This is a genomic window from Pseudomonas sp. (assembly GCF_030683065.1).
Taxonomy (GTDB): domain Bacteria; phylum Pseudomonadota; class Gammaproteobacteria; order Pseudomonadales; family Pseudomonadaceae; genus Aquipseudomonas.
On the sequence record NZ_JAUXMX010000035.1, the window covers coordinates 37,823 to 59,239 of the forward strand.

A 21,417-nucleotide genomic window follows, 5' to 3' on the forward strand; every position below is an offset into this window, starting at 1 on the left:
CCGCCCGGATTTGATCATCACGTCTTGGCTATGCCTTGGCTGACCAAACGAGCCGTTTGGGGGTCGTAGACCACATCGGTAATCGAGCCATCCCGAATGCGCTCAACCGCCTCATCGATCACCTGGAGCGGCACCAGGAACCACTCCTTCGGCTTAACAGGGTTTCCGAAACGGTCGTCGATAATCAGGTCGAGCTGCGCCGCGCCGAACAGGCGGTGGAAGATTTTTTCCAGCCGGGTGCGGTTCAGATTGTGCAGTTTGTAAGTGGCGACTACTTCCACGTCGGCCAGCAGGTAAGTGGCATCTTTGTTTGCGCCGGCGATGCGGGTTTCCACTTTGCCGCCGGTAACGCCGATCTTGTGGATCAGCTCGCGATGCTCGGTCACGAATGGATGGTTTGACTGGCTGCGCAGCACATAGATGGTTCCAGACTCGATATCGTCCGGCTCGGTTATGTCGCTGAACAGCGGACCGGAATCTACCTTGACGAGCCTAGACCCGGCACGCCCCTCGCTGTCTTTGTAGAGCGCCCGCTGTAAGGATCGTAATAGCAGATCGCTTTCCGTCTCATTAGAGTAAATGACGCGCAAGCGCCCATTCGTCTCTGCATTTGGTGTCTTGTAGGTGTCGCCCACCTCGGCGACATAGGCGATCAGTCCGCTCAGGACGAAAAAATCCCCAACCTCGATGCTGGCGTTCTTGCCAAAGGGCTTGGTTATCCACAATTTTTGCTTGAGGCCTGCTTCCACCTCATCAAACAGTGGCTTAAACCTCTCGAAGTCTTCACATGGGGTCCGGGCGGCAATTTCTTCCGCCGCCTTTATCGCCGCATGAGACCGAACATGCCGCAGTACAGTGATGTCGTCCTGATCGGTGGATTCATTGCCGATGCCCAGCTCCGCCAGCAAGGCGTCTTCGTCCAGATCATCGACATCTACCGAGGCCGCGGCGGCACCAGACAGCAACCCTGGGCCATCCAACTCAGCCAGCAGGGTTTGCGCTTCGGGCAACTTGCGTAGTTGATCCAGGCGCACGGCATACAAACGCTCAAAGATGTCGCGGTCTTCACCATGCAGTGGGGCACGGCCGTGAGTCTGATAAAAGCGCAGAATGTCCTCGAAGCCGGCGATGATGCGTTCTTCGCGCGGGGTTCGATTGACTGCCTTGAGTGGGGTGGCCTCTACGCCCAGCGCATCTAGCAGCTCGTCATCATTCATATCAGCCATTGGCGGACTCTCCCAGCGCCTGCGCCGCCTTGGCTTGGGCGCGGTAGCGTGCCAGCGCGGCCACGCCTTCAGCCATGTGTTTTTCCCAGGCATCGGCTGAGTTGATGTCCGGCAGGCGGCCACGCTCGTTCTTGAACTGCAAAGCGCGTTTTGCCAGCTCGCGGGCTTTGTCTTCGGGAATGCTCACCTTCTTGGCAGCAATGCTGGCCTGCACCTGGCGCAGGGATTTTTCATCCATTGCTTTCGCCAACACGGCATAGGCGGCGTCGAAGGGGTTGATGCGGTCGATCAGATCAATATCCAAATCGCGCACGTTAATAAACTTGCGTACACCATCCAGCAGCGCCGTGCTGCCTTGCACGGTGTCGCCACCATTGGCATCGATTACGGCCAACGCCAATTTGGCCTGTTGGGTGATATTCATTGTCGCGATGGCGTGTTGTCGTATGGCTTCTTGATCGGTGTCGCTCAACTCTGGGTAACGCTCGCGCACGATCTTGCCCATGCGCAGCTGGGTCAGCTCTTCGGGCAGGGTATTCTCTTTATCGAACAGGCCGCGCTCCAGCACGGTTTTGTCCTGCAAGAAGCTGGTCACCACTTCGTTTAAGTCTTCTTTGCAGATGCGCGTAGCTTCTGTGCTTTGCGGCGTGATCAGACCCTTGATCTCGACATGGAACTGGCCGGTGGTTTCATTCACACCCAGGTTGATTCCGCCCTGTTGATAGCCTTCACCGCCGTTGTAGACAAAACCGTCTTTCGGCCCCGTATCTTTCGGGGTGAACTCATAGCGCGGGGCCAGCACCTGTTCCATCAGCAAGCTGGCGGAAATGGCCTTGAGCATATCGTTCACCGCTTCAGCAACAGCCATTTGATCGGCTGCGGGTTCGGCGATCAGGTTGGTGAAACGTGAGCGCTCCTTACCTTCAGCATCACGCGTCGCGCGGCCAATGATCTGCACGATTTCGGTCAGGCTCGAACGGTAGCCGATGGTCAGCGCATGCTCGCACCAGATCCAGTCAAAGCCTTCCTTCGCCATGCCCAGTGCGATGATCACATCCACGTGGTCGCGGTTGTTCTTCTGCACCGGGTCTTTCAGCGCGGTGAGTACGTTGGAGCGCCTGGCCGCGTCGCTGTCATCCACCAGGTCGGCCACTTTCAGCGTGCGACCATCCTTGGCCTTGATCAGGTGGAAGCCAGTGGCTGGGTCGACACCCTGCCACTCGCCCAGCGCACTCATGATTTCGTTAACCTCGCGTTCCTTGTCTTTGAGGCTTTCACGGGCGTTCACGTTGGGGATATGGATGATGGTTTTCAGCGCTGGGTCCAGCACCTTGGCGACCGCATCCACATAGCGGCCGGTGTAGAAGAAGTAGCCGATGTCCAGCGACTTGAGCCAACGGTAGCCGTTGAGTTGCTCGTAGTAGGTGTAAGTCACCGTCTCAAACTTGGCTTCTTCTCCCGGGGCCAGCACGGCTTCGCTGTCGCCACGGAAATAGGAGCCGGTCATGGCCACCAGATGCACCTTGTCGCGGCTGATCAGCGCGCTCAGCTGGCTGCCCAGCTTGTTGTCCGGGTTGGCGGAAACGTGGTGGAACTCGTCGATGGCGATCAGGCGGTTATCGAAGGCTTCTAGCCCTAACTCTTCCACGGCAAAGCGGAAGGTGGCATGGGTGCAGACCAGCGTCTTGTCGGCGCTTGCCAAGAACGTGCGCACCGCCTCCACCTTGGACTTGGCCACGCGCGGCTCGTCGATGCCCGGCGCATTGCACAGGTTCCACTGTGGAGCCACCTGCCAGTCCCAGTAGAAACCCTGTTGGCTCAACGGCTCATCAGCAAAGCTGCCGCCAATCGAGCGTTCCGGCACCACCACAATGGCTTGTTGCAAGCCCTGGTTATGCAGCTTATCCAGGGCGATAAACATCAGCGCCCGCGACTTGCCCGAAGCGGGAGGCGATTTGATCAGCAGGTACTGCTCGCCACGCTTGGCATAGGCACGTTCCTGCATGGTACGCATGCCCAACTCATTGGCTTTGCTGGAAGCCCCGGTGTGCGCCGTGGCAATGGATACCGATGGCACTGTGTAGCTGTTGGTCGGGTTGGTTGAGTTAGTCATGCAAAATTTTCTCTAAATAGGTAATCGCCCAACAGCCGGCTGGACAATTCAGACATCTGGCCAGATTGGACTTCAGCGCCAACGGATGGCGCAACGCAATTGTGCAAGCACCTCCTGCACAAAGTCGGCCTCTGGCTCATGTTTTCTTCCCCTTTGGGCTGATCTTCGCACGCTGCGCAACCCGCGTTTCCAGCCATTCGATTTCCTGCAAGTCGAGTGCATCGGCCTCCAGCGCCTCGGTGGCGCGGCGCTGCTGGTCAAACACTTCATAGCGTTCATGTACGACGCGCTCCATTCCCTCCCGGCTGACCGAGCCCGCCCCCTCAAGGATGGCTTGATCGTTAAAGGCCAGCATCTTGTCCACATTGTTGCGCCAGAAGTCCAAGCTCAAGTCTTGGCGCTGCTTAACCCGCAGCTCGGCCTGTTCCAGGAAGATAACCACCAGGCGGTTGAGTGTGTCGATTTCATCGGCCGTCAGATAATTCTTGGCGATGATCACATCCTGTTTGCGCACGCGCGCGCCGCTCCAGGTGGTCAATGCCATATTCGGTTGACCGGGATTGGCGCGTTTGACCACCAACTCAGTGGCGGTGTGACCTGTTGTGGCGTAAAGCAGCTTGTTCTGCACCTCGGCAAAGAACAAAGCGGTTTCCTGGTCGCTTGCCCGATAGTCGGCACTCAGGGCAAACAGCTCGCGCACCTTCTGATAGAAGCGTTTTTCCGAGGCGCGAATATCGCGGATGCGTGCCAGCAGCTCGTCGAAGTAATCCCTGCCAGAGGGGTTCTTGAGGCGCTCATCGTCCATGACGAAGCCTTTGAGCAGGAACTCCTTGAGATGGGCGCTGGCCCACTGACGGAACTGGATGCCGCGTGGCGAACGCACGCGGTAGCCGATGGCCAGGATCAGGTCGAGGTTGTACTGGATCAACTTACGACGGATCTGGCGCCCACCCTCAACTTGAACTGTCAAGGATTCCTTGACAGTTGCCACCGGGCTCAACTCCCCGTCCTCAAAGATGTTTTTCGCGTGCAGCGAGACATTCTGCTTGGTGGTTTGGAACAGCTCGGCAAGCTCCAACTGGCTCAACCAGACGCTCTCGCCCTCCACCCGTAGATGCAACCGGGTTTGGCCGTCGTCCGAAGCGTAGAGAATCAGCTCGCTCATGCTTTTTTGACTCGTGGCTTTTTCGCCGCGACCTTCGCGGTGTCTGCGGTCATCTTGGTGTAGAGGTCAAACAGCTTTTCCAGTCGCTCGGTGTCGTTCTTGAAGCGACGACCAATATAGATGCGCTCCAGCACTTCATCGTTACGTTCGTGGACGCAGCGCAGGTTGTCCGGCATCGTGTCCGGGGCGTACAGGTCGGCGATAGTGGCGGGGAAGTGTGCTTCGCGGGCCAGCAGGATGGCCTCAGCACAAGCGGTCAGATCGGCCTTATTCTGCTCGGTGAGTAGCGGTACAGGGAAGGTGTTCCAGCCTAGGGTGTTGGAGTAGCGGAAGTCCGTTTTCATTTTGCCGCAGACGGTGCCAATCCAGACCAAGTGCAGGCGGGAGGCTATGAGTGCCATGTTCCAGAGCGGAGCGTCGTAAAAACCAAAGGCCTCGGTAATTATGGATTGCTCCGGCAATAGGCCCACCGGAAGGTATGGGCGACTCTCTGAGCTTACGCGCGGGACGATGACTGCGCAGGTGTAGTTAGGTGATCGAATCTCAACAAAGCGATGAGGAAGAGCTGCCCATTGTGTCGTCGCTAGTTTGGGACTTTTCGCCCGTTCTGCCGCAACCTTGAGCATTCGCTCCTTGACGCTTGGGATCTCGGCTGCGACAGCAATATCCTGGTCCTCAATCCATAGACAATAACGCTGAACGCCTTGAATGAACTCACGCGCGCCGAACATTGGTCTGACGAATTTTTGGGCCGCAGAGCCAAGTTCTGCAGCCTCGTTGCTGGATAGAAGCAAATGCCCACCATCCTTAGCAAAGTTACCTAGCAGCATTTCGGATACCACCGAAAGCGGCTTTTGGCGCCCCGCTACGTAAATTACCGGGCCGGAGGTAAGGTAGGGGGAAATACTTTCCACTTCTCGTGCAACCTCTCCATTTATGAGTTTGGCTGGCGCGCGTGCTCCACGGCAATCCAAGCCAACAATAACGCAGGTAACCCCTGCGTTATTCGCAGCGAGATTCGCCCATTTGAAGGAAAGCACTGCGAAATTCAATCGCACTTCGCCCAGAACCAGCGGCCAGAACTCGGCTACTTGCATTCCCTGGCATACAGAATTCGTTGATACGAGGGCTGAGGCCGCACGTTCGGTGGCCTTCAGATAGTTGGCTGCCTTAAATATGAATCCGCAGATGTAATCGAATGATCGCCACCGTGAACTGACACCACCAAAAAGGGCTTCCATGTCAGCTTTCTGGCTCGGAGACTGTTTTTTATCTCCAACGTATGGCGGGTTGCCACAGATATACGTCTCGCCACCCTCGTTCTCGAAATCGATTTCCGTCTGATTGAGTGGTGTACCAAATAAGTCGTCGGCAATTATCTTGACGCCTGTACCCGTAGGTCGGCAGATACTCAACCAGTCCAGACGTAGCGAGTTACCGCATACAATCCAGTTCTGCGCATTCAGCGGCAGAAACTCTGCCAGCGCATCCTGCTGGCCTCGATAGAGCACGTCGCACTGGAACTCGGCAATGATCAGCGCCAAACGGGCAATCTCTGCCGGAAAGTCGCGCAGCTCGATACCGCGGAAGTTGGTCAGTGGTATTTCGGACTTGTTGTTAGCCTCGTCCCGGCGGCGATTGATCTCTGCCTCGATATCGCGCATCTGCTTGTAGGCAATGACCAAAAAGTTGCCGGAGCCGCAGGCCGGGTCAAACACGCGGATATGCGCCATGCGCTTGCGCAGGTTCAGCAACTTGGCCTTGTTGTCGCCCGCCGCCTCCAGTTGCACACGCAGGTCATCGAGAAACAGCGGGTTCAGCACCTTCAGGATGTTAGGCACGCTGGTGTAGTGCATGCCCAGTGCGCCGCGCTCTTCATCATCGGCCACGGCCTGGATCATGCTGCCGAAGATGTCTGGGTTAATTTTTTGCCAGTTCAGGTTGCCAGCGTGCAGCAGATAAGTACGGGCCATGCGCGTAAAGCGCGGCACCTCGGTGCTGCCGGAAAAAAGGCCGCCATTCACATAGGGGAAGGTGTTGGCCCAATTGGGCAGGCGCGGCTGAGCGGTTGCTCGTTCGGCCAGCTTGATGTTCATTGCGCGGAAGATTTCTGACAACACATGGTCGGTGTTGGAGCCATCACGTTCGCTGTACTGCTCAACCGTTTTGGTAAACAGGCCATCTCCATTGAAAATATCGGTGTCTTCGGCAAAGAAGCAGAACACCAGGCGTGCCATGAAGTGGTTCATGTCGGCGCGGCGTTCGGCCTTGGCCCAGTCCGGGTTCTCATTCAGCAGCTCGACGTACAGCTTGTTCAGGCGGCTGGTGGCGCGCACATCGATGGGGTTGTCCTTGATCTCCTTGATGGTGGAGATGCCAGCCAGCGGCAGCAGGAAGCCGAAGTGGTTGGGCAAATCCGAGTAATCGCAGGTGATGGTTTCACCGGTGATCAGCTCTTCGGCCTCCAGCGTTTGCCCGTCGGTGGCGAGGATGAACTTGGCTTTGGCTTTTGTGGTGGCCGGGCTGGCGCGCAAAGCCTTGAGCGTTTCGCCCACGGTACCAGGCTCGCATGCGGCGATATGAATGTTGCTGCGCAGTAGTACGCCGCTGGGCACGTCCGAGACGTTGTTGTTGCCGGCACGCAGACGCTTGAGCGCGGTGTCTTTGTTGCCGAACGCGGCCAGGAAGGTGAACGGAAACTCTGCCCCATCAAAGGGCTCAAGGGCCAAGTCCGATATGGCGGACTCAATTTCTACTGCATTCATGGTTTACCACTGTCCAGATCGCTGATCCGCGAAGGCGGCGATTTTAGCCGCAAAATTTGTTGGGTGATGGCTACATCCCGGCCGGCACATACCGTTCTGTCGGCCTGGCTTCAGCATCGGCCACTCAGCTCTGCTCAGTCGCATCGGTTTATGCCGGATACCACTGAATGCGACAACCGAGAGCCCTGGGCCAGTGACCGGGGAACCAACCAGTACACGATGCCGGGGATGATAAAGGAAGGTGCTTCTGGAATGCGAAAAAGCCGAGGGTTCTCACAGCCCGATCTTAGACATGAAAGCAGCTGATTTGGGCGCGAATTCCCCTCGATTTTGAGACTTCAGCAGAGAGTGGTGTATCACCCCAAACAACACAACGTAATAGTCTCGCACTGATTTTTATGCGTGCAACGTGTGATACACGGCAGGCGTGCAGCATGTGATACAGCGTATGCGTGCAGCGTGTGATACAGCCGGTTTTTCTGGCCGTTTTTAGGTGGCATTGGGTAAGTTTTGACGTAGACCGTGCGCGCTGATTGAAACGACGAGCTTGGAAGGCATAACTCGACGGATGTACGGCCTAAATAACCTGCTTCACCTAAAGCACAGATTTGCGGATGAGTGGGTTTCGTGACACGCCATGCCATTTTCAGCCATTTGGTGTCACGTTTTGCCACGCTCAGTAGTGAAGTGGTAAACCGGGCGTGCTCGATCCATTTCGTACTGCAAAATGAAAAGGCTCTGTTCACGTTCCCCGTGGCCTATTTCATGGCATGCGAGAGCCAGGCCTCGGCACCAAGATATTTGCCGGAACGTTCCCGTAATCGCCTCCAGCCCAAGTATTTTGGTAAGTAGCGGGTGGCAACGCCATTGAAGCGGCGCATCAAACGCGAGTCGAAGGCGGCCACATGCTGGATATGAAAGACGCGTTGCCTGACCCGCGCACCCTGTACCAGGCTCAACCGCTCAGTGCCGCAGATCGAGCGGGATATAACTCCTGTGCTTACTACGCTCTGGCATTTGGAAGCTCAAAAAGGGGCTTTATCCCCATAGTCCAGGCCGAGAAATGCAGGTCAGCACGGTGGGCGCGCTGTTTAGCAGAGCAGCGGATTGATAACTTGCGCGTTTTATGTAAATTACTGAACTTAAGTAATTTTTTGAGGAACCATCATGCCTAAATCAAATACCCAGACACAGAGTGTGGCTGTCTTTAAGCGCGTCACATTCTCTCTTACGGACTCGATCAGCGAAGAAATTGACCGCCTTAGCCTCATCCCACGTGGATTCCGAGCCTCTCGCTCGGATGTTGTTCGTGCAGGGATAGCTGCCCTAGCAGCAATGACCGAAGAGCAAATCGTGGAGCTTTTGGATAAAGCCCGTCGCGAATAGCTGACTCAATGCGCAGCTCATCGGGCGGCTGTGGGCAGGTTTCTGTGAGTCGAAAAGGCAGTGCTACAAATGCTACTTACGTAAGTTGCTTAAGTTAAGCAGGCGGTCTATAATCATCATGTACCCAGATATAGCCGTTGCTGGCTCGTCAAGAGTTGCACCCAGGAAGGCTGCTTTAAGGTCACGGCTAAATGCAGGATGCTCAGATCTGAGCTAGTTGCAGCTGCCTGGATGCCATAGCTGCTCGTCGAGGCAGCGCAAGATGACCGGGTTGCAAGTGCGCTTGTTTATCCAGGGCGAGACATTACCCATCGCTGCTAGATCTGATCCAGAAGTAGGGGAAGCTCGTCGACCAATTGCTGGAGAATAGAGTGGCCTTGAATTCGCCTTTTCATGACATCTACCTGAGCATGCCGATCGAGGCGACACTACTGCCGGAGATCCACGGCCTGTCGTATTGGGGACGCACTGTTCACGAGATTCTTCATGAGGTGAATCCACGCCTCATGCGTTGGTTGGCCGAGAACCAGAAGCTGCAGGCCTTCGTCGAGCAGAAGCAAGCCCATCTTCAACTAGAGGCTTTGAAGCTTGAAAGAGAGTGGCGAGGGCTTCACCCGCTGAGTATTGTTGCTGGCTACCAAGCACGCGTTTGTTGGCTAAGGCATTGCAAGCTGGTTGCGCGGGAGATGCTGATTGATGAAATCACCAAAAGCCTAATATCAAGCTCCACCGCTCCATAGAACCCCTACCCTCAACCCCATTAATTCCAGGAGTTGCAGCTATGTCAGAGGTCAGGTCTTTCATCATAGGGGCTTGGACGTACTGCGTTTATATGCCGCTGTGCCTTCTATGGAGCGTTGCAGCTGGCTCCTTCAGAGCCTTCTTCGATTTTTTCTGTCCGACTGGTTACAAGCCTTGCAATGAGATGGTTGATGCGTTTGTTGAAACATGTGCCAATCGCCCAGCCGGGCAGTCCGTCCGCCTGCCGTGGGTGGATAGCTCAGCAACCCATTCGCTGGCGATGAACAATACTGGCCGCCTGCTTTCCTATGTCGCCATTAAAAGTGGCTGGTTTGGGCTGGCGGTGAAGAACTCCGGCACCAAGTCCAAGCCTAAACTTAACTATCGCTACTACTACCGTCGCAGCTTGACCGGTAACTGGCTTGCAGAAATCTGGTCGGTACCGAAGTCTGGTTTTATTGCTGCCGTCTTGGCCATACCTTTTGTGGATATGGCACGGGACGTGATGAAAGGGGTTACATACGTTAAAGGTGAGTTTGTGCCCCTGCTAGGGCATGAAGGCCTTCTTCTTCTGCTCGCTGGGCTCCTATTGGTGGTCTGTTTCCTTCCTCGTGCAATGCTCGGGCGCGGCACTCACTTTGCTGCCACTGCGCCTATCAATGGCGGCGCCTTCGGTGGTTATGGTTGTGCACAGGTCATTAACTGGGGCGCCGCTATAGGTGGTCTTTCATACCTTTGGCTTGCGCTAGGTGCTGAGTGGAATGTGGGAGCACTGATGAGCTTCATCACTACAAACCTTTCGGCCCTTGGCAGTGCGTTCATGGAGACGATTGCGAACCCAGAGCTTCAAGATCTGTTCATGATCCCCGTAATAGTTTTGGTGGGAATCCTGTTTGGCATGGCCTGGACTGTAATACCGGCGGCGGCCTTCTGGTATGTATCCCTTCGCTTCATTGCGGCACGTAATGCCAAAGCCCAGCTTGAGGCTATGCCAGTCAACTCTACTCAGGCGGCCATGTATGGCGGTAGTGATTTCCAAGTGGCTGCTGAATTACGAGCGCCGCAGATATTCCTGGGGTACCTGGCTTATATCGGGATTCTGCTGGGGATCATTCTGTATCCAATTAGTGCCAGCATTGCTGGACAGGCATGGAGCAAGCATGCAGAGGTTGACCCAGCCAGATGGAATGCGCTGGCTTCGGAGTACTTCAACCAGAACGTGCCAGCCATGAAAATTCGACCCGACCAGGAGTACCACCTGCAGGTTGTCGAAGGCGAACGCAAAAGTGGCAAAAGGATTTGCGAGGTTCGCGCGTTCATAAATGGTCGGGAGATAGGATTTCGTGAAACCAGGGGAAACGGCCCCTTTTACGACGGCTTCAATGCCTGCGACTACCGGGGTGTCCACATCCTTTACTCGAAGGAAAATGGTTACAAAGTCTCGACCAACTCTATGTTCATGGAGGAGGGAGAGGTTCTTGTCATGGCCAAGTCGTTACCCAAAAAGTTCTTCAGCATCTATGTCAACTAGCGATCTGGCTATTGACGCATTAATGGAGCTGTTTTTGGCGCGAATATTCCCAGGTTTCGAGAGTGAAATAGACACTGGTGTATCACCCTAAATGCCCTCCCGTAATAGTCTCGCACTGATTTTAAGCGTGCAGCGTGTGATACACGACATGCGTTCAGCCTGTGATACATACCATTAGGTGGCATTTAATGGCATTTAATGGCAGCTAATCAGACTGTGCAACGGACGGCAAAATGCGTTCAGCCTGTGATACATGCCATTAGATGCCATTAGATGCCATCTAATGGCATTTAATGGCATTTAATGGCATTTAATCAGGCTGTGCAACGGACAGCAAAATGCGTTCAGCCTGTGATACATGCCTGTTGGCGCTGATGGAAAATTGCCCCCCTGCCGATTGAAATTTGACTCAGTGGATTGCTGGTTTCAGCCTCAGCAGTTGTGCAGGGGGCGTCCAGCAGGCAGTACCCCATCGTTGTCTTCCGGAGATGTACAGTCACCCTACCATCATCGTAAATAACTAACGATAAAATAGGTTATCGTTAGTTTTCAGCCCCCACCTGGAATCACGCATGAAACCAACGCAGATCGTCATCGAAGACTGGGACGGCGATGGCGGCATCCGCCTGCCGGATGAGGTGCTGCAGGAACTGGGCGTGGATGTCGGCGATTCGCTGTACCTGATCGAGGAGGTCGTCGGCACCACGCGCACCCTGGTGTTCTCCAAAACACCCCGCCTCCCCGACCGCATCGACGAACTGACCGAGCAGTGGCATCGCCAGCAGCGCGCGGACGCCCACGATGAATAACCTGATTACAGCGACCGAGAGTCCTTCGACTGAGCGCCGCCTGACGGCCGCCGAATTCCAAGGCCTGACCGAAGTGCCGGCAGCGGCCGAGTGGTTCGCCAACCTGGACAATCCACGCACACGACGCGCTTACCAGGGTGACCTCGAAGACTTCTGCAGTTTCCTCGGCATCCATGCCCCCGAGCAGTTTCGGGCGGTCACCCGCGCCCACATCCTCGCCTGGCGCAGCCAGCTCGAACAGCGCGGCCTGTCCGGGGCCAGCATTCGCCGCAAGCTGGCCGCCCTGGCCAGCCTGTTCGATCACCTGCTCGATGCCAACGCCGTCGCGGGCGGCAACCCGGTGCATGGGGTGAAGCGGCCGAAGATTGAAACCAACGAAGGCAAAACGCCGGCTCTTGGCGATCACCAGGCCAAGGCGCTGCTGGATGCGCCCGATCCGGTCAGCCTGCAGGGGCTGCGTGATCGTGCCGTACTGGCGGTGTTGCTCTATCACGGTCTACGTCGTGAAGAAGCCGCCCGCCTGCATGTCCTGGACATGCAGGAGCGCCGGGGTATCAAGCACCTGTGTGTTCACGGCAAGGGCGGCAAGTTGCGCTACCTGCCCATGCACCCCGTCGCCCTGGAGCGCATTCATGCGTACCTGGAGATTTCCGGGCATCACCTGGAACAACCTGCGGCACCGCTCTTTATGCCGCTGCGCGGCACGAGTACGGGCAGAGGTCTGAGTGCCGATGGTATCTATGCCCTGGTGGGCCGCTATGCCAAAGTGGCCGGCATCGAGGTCGCCGGGCTGGGAGTGCATGGCCTACGCGCAACGGCGGCGACCAACGCTCTGGAACATGAGGCCGACATCGCCAAAGTGCAACAGTGGCTGGGCCACGCCAACATCAGCACCACGAAAATCTATGACCGGCGCGGCATGCGGCCGGAGGACTCACCCACGTTCAAAGTGCGTTATTGAGGTGATCTATGATCGAGCTTGAAATCGCCATCGTGGTGGCGCTGCTTCTGCTCACCGATATGGTCTGCAGCGGCATCGCCGCGTGGCGCTCGAACCCGCAGCTCAGCACCATTGCAGGCAGCGCAACGACTGGCGGCGCCACACTGGTTATCGGCGCAATGATCATGCCCCTGGCAGCGGCCGCTATCTGTGCCATTGCCGTAGCTGTGTGTCTGACCGGAATCAAAACCATGGCATTGAGGCAAAGCCATCCATAAGTCAGAACAACACTGCGGTTCACGCAAAACTTCGTTGATCCGATTAGGAGAAAAATCCACTTCTGCTAGTACTGATTTCAGGGGATTACCGCTCAACGTCAATCATAATCGCGCTCAAGGTATCGGGCGATCCGAGCATTGCTCCAGTCGCATGCCTTGCTCAGCACCTGGCCTTGAAGGCCAATCTGAACATCGTAACTGGCTACAGGGTATGAAGCGCGGTGCTCCTTGTCCTCATACCGCCAGTCCTCAGCCATAGGGCATCTAGCTCGTATGGCTGCAACCCTTCAAGACGAGCCGCGATGAAAGTGTCGATGACTTCCAGGTACACATCCCAAAAGAGCGACTCTTCTCCCTGCTGCTGAACGCATATTTCTTCCCAAACACTGCCCAGCCCGCTGAATTCACCGGAGAGCTGAGACTCATCACGCAAGCTCTGAATGCCGCGAATGACGCCTCTGACCAGCCGCTCCTGAAGCGACACACCCAAGTCGTGCGCGACCTGGTTTTCCGAAAGCGCCCTTGCCATGCTCGAGCCCCTAGTGAGAACGGTTGAAATATCCAACGCAGACAGGCTGCCCACGATCGTCTAGGGGAGCCCCCAGAATTCGTAAAAACCGTACGCTAAGCCAGTCCCGCTTATGCGCACATCCTGTTCCATTGCTTGCGAAACTGCACTGACTTTACAAGGACCTAATTGCATCGCCACTGACCAGTCGTTTGCATTAGCGCAGACCAGCTATTTGCAGTTGACCGGTGTCAGCAGGTGCCATTCAGGGGGTGAGTGCTCAGCCAAGCACTGAAGAACTGCAACCGACCCAAGCTGCCGGTGAGAATCGGCAGAAAGCGGCCCTTCGTGGAATCTACAAAAAGGGGCTATTCAGTTCGGCGTATCATCATTCTGAGATACATCTGACGGCTCGCGCAGCCCTTGTTTGAGCTGCTCTGCCAAGAGCATGGCAAGGGATGCGAAGCGTTCAAGGTGTGCGATCCTTTCGCGGTAAATTTTCTCACCTGCTCGAGCAAGTTGCGCCTTCGTCTCTCCGATGTCCAAGAGAAAACTAGCGAGGCGAACCTCGAGGGCCGTGTCGGCATTACCATTCACGGCTTCGCCAAGGGCTGTCTGGAATTCCGTACTGGCGAGCGCTTCCTGCGCTCCCTTCTGCAGAGAAAAGTGGATGAGGTCTTTTGATACGCGGTCGACCTGTAGAGCTAGCTTCAGCCAATCGTTCGGGTTTTTGCAGTCCTCATCGTTCGCCAAACCAAGGGCATCAGGGTTATAGCGGTATGCCGTACTTTCAGGATCAAGCGCACCCAAAGCTCGGGCGATAGGCTCGATATCCTTAAGGGGGTTCATGCGATGCGGAGCGGCATAGCGATGACTCCAGAGCCGAAGAATCTCTTGAACGCAGGCTTCCTCGGCCGCAGCCTTGTCCTCTGGTGGTGCCTGCTCCACGGCATCGATCCGCTCGGCAATAAGATGTGCCATCCATTCAGAGACGAGATCCTCGTCCTCCGCTAGAGAAGCAGCAATGCGTTTGCCCAGCGCAATGACGAATTTAGAGCGTGCGAGTAATTCCATTGCGATCCAGTAAGTAGTAACGCCTGTATGGCCACGGATATTGTTCAAGGCCGTCTCGCTCGGCTGCATGGCGATCCAGACGCCGACGGATCTCAACACACAGAACGATGCAATGGCCCGGTTTTGATTCGAGCAGGGCCTCGACGAAGGCGTTATCGGCACTTAGTCGCCGCCCCCATAGGGCAGTCTCATCGCGGCCATAGCCGACAACGCGTGTCCATGACTCTGACCGGAGAGATCCACCGTTCGCTACAGTCCATTGCCGCTCGTCTTCGGATATATCGAGCGCAAGTTCTCGGCAAGTGTCGTCGTCCGGACCTGGGGCTGGGTAGGAAATGCCTTGAGACCAAGGGTCCATTTCGTCAATCTGAACGTAGGGCGAATAGCGATTAATCCAGCCAATGAGCGGAAGCAGATTGTCCTCATCGTACCGATGGTCATCCGCGGCGGGAAGGTAGAAACGGTCACTAGTCGTCGTTTGAAGAGCTGCCACCAATGCCGGGGCCAGCGCCGCTTCGGTGAAGGCGCTCTGAACGGAGATGTCTTCGTCATCACCTGTGCGACCAACGCCCCACGCCCCCCAGACAACGAGCCGGTTGTCGTCGGTCAGAAGCTGGCGGTCGAGATCATCTTTCGTAACGCCCCAATACCAGTCATTGGGTAGATAATCGCTTGGCAAGGGCGGTTCGCTGGCGAGTTGAGGGTCTCGCAGATCCGCCAGCCACATCCCGTTTTCACGTGTGAGCAAATGTCTGGCGAGCCACTCCTGAAATCGGTTCTCGCTTTCACCGTCATCTCGGACAGTCGATCGTTCTTCGAGTAGGTCGGCCGCCACTAGCATCATGGCGTGGTAGGAGCAGTACGCCTGCAGATTGTCGACTCGGGGGTTGCTGCCATGTCTGTGGTGGGTTCCGTTCTCGTGCTGCCCGAAAATGCCGCGGCTATATCTCTCATCTCGACTCCAACTAAAGTCTCCGGCGAATATCTGATTTTCAATCGCCTCCCGGGCTTTCAGCTCAACAGATGCTTGCGACAAGTTAAAGCAGCGCCCCAGCGGCTCGAACCAATACGGTCCTATATCGATGCCGAAGGAATAATCCTTCTCGCCAGCGTTATGTCGATCCCGGTTAGTTACCGTTTCAACGCCATTGCGGTAGCTGACAGTGGTTACTTCTGAAAGTTGAGACAGGTTCGTGGCCAGAAACGCGGTCTTATCCTCAACAGTCTGGGCCGCCTCAACCGCAACCAACGCTTGTGCGGCAAAAGCGCGGATGAGCACATGCCGCGCCTTAAGTTCTTGCCGCAGAAGCGTGATGCAGGACGTCGGAAGACCTTTTCGGGCTAGCGCGCCCCGGGCAAGGCCGACAAGCAACCATTGGCGCGCGTGCCAACTATAGAACTCCAGCCGATGGTCCGAGAAAGATCCTGCGATCCTTGTCGTGGCGCGCAAAGCGAGTTCATCGAGGAGATTGTCCCATTGCACCTCCACCGCATTGCAAACGACGTGAGCGAACTGCCAACGTTCGGCCGCGATAGGAGAGCCGAGTCCAGACCAGATGTAGCCGCCAAGCGCCGACAGCACACTTGTAGGTGGGCGGAGCGCCTCGGTCCAAACACCGTCGCCCTTATCGTCAACTAGGGCCTCTTGAAGCAGGTCAATGCCATAGTCCAAGCACTCGGCAGCCTCTATTGGCGAGAGAGTCGTGGCGAGCGGTTCCAGAAGGCGGAAGAGCTCGTCGGCACCTGCGTCCTGCACTTGGTCCACGGAGCCGTTCAGGATGGCCGCAACGACCTCAGCGTCAGGAACGATGCCTTCCTCGTCGAGTTGTTCTAACGGAAGAAAAACCCAATCTCCTCGGCGCGTAATCCGGCTTGGCTCGCGTTTGCAGACGGTTAGTACTGCGGCCTTGATGGCTAAACGTACGGAGGATAGCTCCTTATAAGGCGGCGGAACCGCGTCGAGCAGACTTCGTAAATTGTAGAGATCGAAATCGCCCCAGGAAGACACCGCCTTCAGGAAGGCTGCAGCTCCGCCGAGGCCTGCTCTGCGCAGTCCTTCATCGACGAAGACAGCGTAGGACAAGGAATTGCCGGATTGCTTGCTCCGCTCAAAGATTTCCTTGAGGACGCCTGCGTCGTCTAGACGTGCGTTGTCGAGCTGCACTCTCCAGTCTTCCTGCGAAGATTCGCGCCTCTCTATCTCTGCATTTGAGCGGTTGCAGGGCAAATGAATGCTGCCGTCTTTCTCTATATCGTCGGATCCGAACAGGACCAGACGGTCAATGTCGAGCAGTTCGACACTGAGCTGTTCACCGAGAGCCCTGAGCTTTCTCCACGTTGCTTTGTTGTTTGATTGCAGCCGAATGTATCGATAAGCAGTTGCCAACAGCCGGCGTCGACCATCCAACGTGGGCTCGTTGTCGAGGGTGCGACTGAGGATTGCAACGCGATCCCATTGAGCGTCTAGTCCACCCATAACCACTGCTGCTTTCTCGGGTAACTGGCCTAGCTCAATAAGTTTCTCAATCGTATGCGAGACCAAGAACTCTTGATGGCCAAATCGACGGTCTCGCCAGCGGCTTGCTATCGCAAGCAAAGATGGGGCGCAGAGTCGGCCGAGTGCGTCCACCGTGCCGCGCCAATCAAAATGGTCTTCTGAATAGGAGTATGTCAGCTCTGCCGCTCGTGCGAGCTTGTATGCGAGCTCGGGCTGCGGATTATCAGGCGCGCCAGCGGCTTTGCCGAGATTTATCAGAGCATTCCAACGGCTGAGGTTTTCTTGTCCTATGCGGCTTGCGATTTCAATTGCCCGATCGAAGTACGCAGAGGCTTCTTCCTTGCTAAGAGGAAGGATGGCCCTAGCCAGTTCTTGGTAGTTCTGTACTCGGGACTCTGCATCGTCACCGGTGAGATTCTCGATTCGTTGATAGGTGTAGGTGGCCATCTTGAAGGCAAAGTCACACAGATCTCGGATATGTGCCGCGAGCCTGCAAATAGCAATCAGCGTAATGGGCCAGAGCGCCTCCTTGACAGTCTCCAGCCAACTCTCGTATTGGCTCCATGGCGCACCAGCGGTGAGTCGACTGACTCGCAGAACGAAGAGCCACTCTGTGGCCACTGATTGGGTCAGCGACTTTCCACCGTAGTAACGATAGGTCTCGGCAAGGCTCAGCTTCATCAGCGCCGCCTCCGCAGCCGCTTCAATGCTTATAGTGCCGTGTTCATATGTCGCAGAAGCTCCAAGGGTGAACCAGTCCAGCACACCCCCAACATCGCGACAAAACGATTCCGCTTTGCTGTTGTGATTAACCGCTTTGCCATCAAGGCTCACAAATTCGCTAATAGATTGTGGCGCAAGGGCATGAAGCGTTAACGCCTTACCTGATAGCTCGGCATGCAGTGCATAGGCCCTCAGAACGGCTGAAAGAACTCCTCCGTGCTGCTCGACAAGGCCCCAGGGTGGGGTCGAGGGTAAGTAGCGCTCAAGGATTTGACTCCAGCGAGGCGCATCTGCAGGAAGGATCTTCAGTGCAATTTCGATTGTAGCCGTCACCGCGGACAATAAGTCCCAATGGGTTCCCCTCGTTCCCTCGATCTCAAGAAAAACACGGCGGTTATCGAGCAACCTCAAGAGACGCTTCAAGGGCTTTGTATCTAGCGAGTGGCCCACCTTCGCAGACTCGAGTGCAACTCCCAGGAGGAGCCAGACATTGTTCCCAGCGGATGCAAACAACGCATCGACGGCGGACGTATCTCGTTGGTCGAGCAGTCGAGCGGTAACGCTTCGCCCAGCTTCGAGCGCCAAGCTTTTTGGTGTCCACTGCCTGAGAAAGTCCGCAGCACTGTCTGCCCCGTTCACGCGAAGATAGGTAAGGGTAAGTTCAGCGCGATCTGCATCTGTCACATGGAATCGCTCAGGCGAATCGTTGTCCTCCTTGGCACGTCGAGCCCATGCCATCAGCCAATCTGTTGCTATGCGAAGCCGACTTGCTGCATCGGTTCGGAGCTCTGGCCGGCCGGATAGCAGGCCGGCGTAGTAGGCCTGCGACGAGCCCATCCAAGTAGACCTGAAGCTCCGACGAGAGACGATCTCCTCAATTCGATCGGCGGGCAAGAGATAGGCCGCGAGGTCGGTGTTCTCTTGAACAAGCTCATTTTGGCGAGACTCAGCCGCAGATTCTCCTCCAGCACGAAGGGCCAGCTTGGCCGCAGCCTTGTATCGCTTGGAACTCAGACAAGCCTTGAGGGCGAACGAAAGGCGTTGGAGTTCGACGTCGCGCCGAGCCAGAGGATTGTCAGTCGGTAGGTCGTCGCCTGCCAGAGCTAGTTCGACGAGTTCGTCAAGCTTGCCTGCTTGCAGTAGTAGTTGAGGCAGCACAGCAGCAGCGTATGCGCTATGTGCGGTCAACGGGCGCATTCTCTGAAGCAAAACTTCCAACTCATGGGTGTCAGGCTTGAAGTTCTCGCGGAACCAGGTTTCCGAGGGCTCGTCGAGAAAGTGCAGGCTATCGCCCTTCACCAACAATGGCCGACGCAGATCCAGTGCGAAGTTGCGAATAGCCGCTTCGGTGGTGCCGGCCATCTTCGCCAGCACCGGAATCGGAATGAGTGGACGGAGCACGGCGAGGCAGCGACAGATAACGTCAATCTGCTCGGCTTCGATAACGCCGACGTGCTCTCTTAGCTGCTCGATGGCTCGGGCTAGCAACTCAGAGATGGTTCTATCGACAGTTGTAGGGGTGGGGCCTAGCAGCTTCAGCATGTCCTTCAGCGTAAGTCGTTGATCTAGCGCAATGGCTTGAACGCGCGGGTTGGAGCTGCTTAGAAGTGCAAACTCAGCAACGTCACGCGACGTGGCGCCCTGATAGAAGTGTCGGAGGTGTCGAGTGGTCTCCTGTTCCGAGAAAGGCTCCAACATGACTTTGATGGCAGAGCTGGGTACGCGCAGGTAGTGAAGCCGGTGGGTTCGGCTTGTGAAGACGAGGCGTACCCCGTCTGGCAATTCCATCCCTATCAGGTCGCCAACAAAACAACGCTCGTGAAGTTCCTCTGCGGCCATGCCGGCGTTGTCAGCGGCGTCGATGATGATGCACAGTACGGCGGTGCTGCTTCGTGCGCGCAGCAGCGATGCAGCCTGCACAAGTCGACCCCGAAATGCACGCATCAGCAGCTTTACATCCGCATGGCTTGTTGGGATGAGCGGGTGGCAGAGACCGTGAGCGGCAAGCTCATTGGCGACTTGAACCAAAGCATCGAGATGCCGATGTCGGAGGTTGAGCGCGTTGCGATACAGGCCGTCGCCATAGCAGTCGTAGACCAGAGCTATGGCGTCAGCCGGAACTGATGCGCTGAGACGCCGAGCAAGCATGGATTTTCCAATGCCACCATCGGCGTGGACGACGACTGGTGAAGTAGCCTGCAACACTATCTGCAGAATCTGCGCATCCTGCTCGCGAGCGAGCTCGAAGTCTGGCGTCGTAATCTGGCAGGGGGCAGGGAACAGTTGGTCCATGTCTACCTTGAAGGCGCGGAGCACATCTTCCTTGCGGATTGACGGGTCACTCTGGCCTTCCGACGACGCTCGGCGACTGACTAGGTCTTTGAGCTGGACTGCCGCGTCGGCATCTGGGTCCGACAGGAAGACCGACGTGTCGACACTGAGCAGATTGCGCTGATCCCATAGACCAGGCTCGCCTCCTTTGGCCGTGAAGAGCTGGAAAAAGGTTTGGATCTGATCGCCCAGTAGACCGGAATAGCCGGTCAATAAGGTAGCCACTGCTTTATGGCGAGGTTCGTGACCTGCGGCGAGATCTGCAAGGGTCTCTAGAACGTCCGTAGCGATCGGGCGATTGGTGAGGAACTGGAATTGGACTGTCTTCTTCAGTTCGCCGATTTGAAGTTGTAAACGCAATTTGACATAGCGACTGGCAAAGCCGGTGATCGTCTTCTTCAGACCACTTCCAGTCCAAGGAGTGCACGCATGAGTCGTAGAGTGCTTGAGCTGGATGTATTGGATGAGGCGAGCCTCGGCGAGGTCCTCACTCTTGAAATACAGGCCAACGTCAATCAGCTCCGCGCCCGCCTCGACAGCGTCTTCGTCGCCTTCCTTGGAGGAGGGTCCCTCAATCGTGACGGCGACCAAGTCAGTCGTTGTATCGAGCAGCTTCAGGCACTGCCGCGCGGCCCAGTAGTAATGAAAGTGATCACCATCGCGGCTAAAGCGGACCAAATCGACGTCGGACATTCTCTTCTTCTATCTGGTGGCGGTCGACTTGCAATCCGAGAAACGGGCCAAGATTTATGACCTCCAGACTCAATTCGCAACCTGTGGGGTTCGATATTTCTCAGTTTGATGATATTGGAGTTCGCCACCGGCCGCTTCTGGCCGGTTATAGCCTGTCGCGGCTGGCCGGGTCGTAATGATCACTACAGGCAGGGTTGGCCACAAAGAGCTTAAAAGTGATCAAAAATACAGTGGAGATACCCAGAGATGGGTTGAGCATAACAGCACGGCTCCTCGCTACAATGGCGTCACCCGCAATCGCTCTAGGAATCTCGCTTGACTGACACAACACTCACTGAAGTCGAGATGCGGCGCGCACTCGGTCTTGACTCCGCCCCGTCGAAATCGAAGCAGCCAATACCCAAACAGCACTCCACCTTCACACTCGTTGAGTTGAGCGTGCGCAAGAACGGTGGCTCGCCATTCCGCTTCGAGCACCGCTCCCGCTCCATCAGTACACTCGCGGCCCAACTCGAGGCCGAGAAAGCTGCTCGGGAGAAAGGGTACGAGGTCTGGGTCGTGTTGGATATCAGGCAGCTTTCATCGTAGAGCCACAACAGCCGCCAGTCAGTCCAGTCTCGCTGATTGCTCTGGGGCA

At 56.2% G+C, this 21,417-nt stretch carries 13 protein-coding genes and 1 pseudogene; 6 read left to right on the forward strand and 8 right to left on the reverse strand.

Annotated elements, in window-relative coordinates; translation table 11 throughout:
* Nucleotides 1–17 precede the first annotated feature (17 nt).
* From Q8K09_RS12110 to Q8K09_RS12130, 5 genes and pseudogenes are all read right to left on the reverse strand, one after another.
* Entirely contained in the window at nt 18–1,226 is a 1,209-nt protein-coding gene (locus Q8K09_RS12110; RefSeq protein WP_305255228.1) for a GIY-YIG nuclease family protein, read from the reverse strand.
* Nucleotides 1,219–3,339 carry a DEAD/DEAH box helicase gene (locus Q8K09_RS12115; protein ID WP_305255229.1) on the reverse strand — a complete coding sequence of 707 codons (2,121 nt, stop codon included), beginning with the start codon at nt 3,337–3,339 and terminating at the stop codon, nt 1,219–1,221. Before Q8K09_RS12115 ends, Q8K09_RS12110 begins: the two co-directional genes overlap by 8 nt.
* 136 nt (nt 3,340–3,475) lie before the next feature.
* Nucleotides 3,476–4,504 (reverse strand): virulence RhuM family protein, encoded by a 1,029-nt coding sequence (locus Q8K09_RS12120; RefSeq protein ID WP_305255230.1) that lies wholly within the window; start codon nt 4,502–4,504, stop codon nt 3,476–3,478.
* Complete coding sequence (locus Q8K09_RS12125) at nt 4,501–7,269, reverse strand: DNA methyltransferase (RefSeq protein ID WP_305255231.1); 2,769 nt, start codon at nt 7,267–7,269, stop codon at nt 4,501–4,503. Before Q8K09_RS12125 ends, Q8K09_RS12120 begins: the two co-directional genes overlap by 4 nt.
* A gap of 758 nt (nt 7,270–8,027) precedes the next feature.
* Nucleotides 8,028–8,189: pseudogene (locus Q8K09_RS12130) on the reverse strand (IS1595 family transposase); the annotation flags it as partial.
* Between the two features lie 837 nt (nt 8,190–9,026).
* Between Q8K09_RS12130 and Q8K09_RS12135 the strand changes: the two are divergent.
* The 5 genes from Q8K09_RS12135 (at nt 9,027) to Q8K09_RS12155 (ending at nt 12,954) form a co-directional block, all read left to right on the forward strand.
* Nucleotides 9,027–9,395, forward strand: a complete 369-nt coding sequence (locus tag Q8K09_RS12135) for a hypothetical protein (protein ID WP_305255232.1) — start codon at nt 9,027–9,029, stop codon at nt 9,393–9,395.
* Between the two features lie 41 nt (nt 9,396–9,436).
* The gene (locus Q8K09_RS12140; protein ID WP_305255233.1) at nt 9,437–10,927 is read left to right on the forward strand and encodes a hypothetical protein; all 1,491 of its coding nucleotides are present in this window, start codon (nt 9,437–9,439) and stop codon (nt 10,925–10,927) included.
* A gap of 572 nt (nt 10,928–11,499) precedes the next feature.
* Nucleotides 11,500–11,736: an AbrB/MazE/SpoVT family DNA-binding domain-containing protein gene (locus Q8K09_RS12145; protein WP_305255234.1), complete on the forward strand. Its 237-nt coding sequence runs from the start codon at nt 11,500–11,502 to the stop codon at nt 11,734–11,736.
* A complete protein-coding gene (locus Q8K09_RS12150; protein WP_305255235.1) occupies nt 11,729–12,697 on the forward strand; it encodes a tyrosine-type recombinase/integrase in 969 nt (322 codons plus the stop codon). Before Q8K09_RS12145 ends, Q8K09_RS12150 begins: the two co-directional genes overlap by 8 nt.
* Nucleotides 12,698–12,705: 8 nt before the next feature.
* A complete protein-coding gene (locus tag Q8K09_RS12155) occupies nt 12,706–12,954 on the forward strand; it encodes a hypothetical protein (protein ID WP_305255236.1) in 249 nt (82 codons plus the stop codon).
* A gap of 202 nt (nt 12,955–13,156) precedes the next feature.
* On the opposite strand, the gene Q8K09_RS12160 is transcribed toward Q8K09_RS12155, so the two are convergent.
* From Q8K09_RS12160 to Q8K09_RS12170, 3 genes are all read right to left on the reverse strand, one after another.
* Nucleotides 13,157–13,483, reverse strand: coding sequence for a hypothetical protein (locus Q8K09_RS12160; RefSeq protein ID WP_305255237.1), 327 nt, complete (start codon nt 13,481–13,483; stop codon nt 13,157–13,159).
* Between the two features lie 351 nt (nt 13,484–13,834).
* Nucleotides 13,835–14,536: a hypothetical protein gene (locus Q8K09_RS12165; protein ID WP_305255238.1), complete on the reverse strand. Its 702-nt coding sequence runs from the start codon at nt 14,534–14,536 to the stop codon at nt 13,835–13,837.
* Nucleotides 14,514–20,780 carry a hypothetical protein gene (locus Q8K09_RS12170; protein WP_305255239.1) on the reverse strand — a complete coding sequence of 2,089 codons (6,267 nt, stop codon included), beginning with the start codon at nt 20,778–20,780 and terminating at the stop codon, nt 14,514–14,516. The genes Q8K09_RS12165 and Q8K09_RS12170 overlap by 23 nt, the downstream gene beginning before the upstream one ends.
* Before the next feature lie 315 nt (nt 20,781–21,095).
* Here Q8K09_RS12170 and Q8K09_RS12175 point away from each other — a divergent pair, with 315 nt between their 5' ends.
* Nucleotides 21,096–21,368: a hypothetical protein gene (locus Q8K09_RS12175; protein ID WP_305255240.1), complete on the forward strand. Its 273-nt coding sequence runs from the start codon at nt 21,096–21,098 to the stop codon at nt 21,366–21,368.
* The last annotated feature ends 49 nt before the right edge of the window (nt 21,369–21,417 follow it).

Bases quoted from the DNA above. Each gene is read 5' to 3' on its own strand.
- Q8K09_RS12165 (WP_305255238.1), bottom strand. From the start codon at position 14,536: ATGGAATTACTCGCACGCTCTAAATTCGTCATTGCGCTGGGCAAACGC.
- Q8K09_RS12120 (WP_305255230.1), bottom strand. From the start codon at position 4,504: ATGAGCGAGCTGATTCTCTACGCTTCGGACGACGGCCAAACCCGGTTG.
- Q8K09_RS12115 (WP_305255229.1), bottom strand. From the start codon at position 3,339: ATGACTAACTCAACCAACCCGACCAACAGCTACACAGTGCCATCGGTA.
- Q8K09_RS12110 (WP_305255228.1), bottom strand. From the start codon at position 1,226: ATGGCTGATATGAATGATGACGAGCTGCTAGATGCGCTGGGCGTAGAG.
- Q8K09_RS12150 (WP_305255235.1), top strand. From the start codon at position 11,729: ATGAATAACCTGATTACAGCGACCGAGAGTCCTTCGACTGAGCGCCGC.
- Q8K09_RS12140 (WP_305255233.1), top strand. From the start codon at position 9,437: ATGTCAGAGGTCAGGTCTTTCATCATAGGGGCTTGGACGTACTGCGTT.
- Q8K09_RS12155 (WP_305255236.1), top strand. From the start codon at position 12,706: ATGATCGAGCTTGAAATCGCCATCGTGGTGGCGCTGCTTCTGCTCACC.
- Q8K09_RS12170 (WP_305255239.1), bottom strand. From the start codon at position 20,780: ATGTCCGACGTCGATTTGGTCCGCTTTAGCCGCGATGGTGATCACTTT.
- Q8K09_RS12125 (WP_305255231.1), bottom strand. From the start codon at position 7,269: ATGAATGCAGTAGAAATTGAGTCCGCCATATCGGACTTGGCCCTTGAG.
- Q8K09_RS12145 (WP_305255234.1), top strand. From the start codon at position 11,500: ATGAAACCAACGCAGATCGTCATCGAAGACTGGGACGGCGATGGCGGC.
- Q8K09_RS12160 (WP_305255237.1), bottom strand. From the start codon at position 13,483: ATGGCAAGGGCGCTTTCGGAAAACCAGGTCGCGCACGACTTGGGTGTG.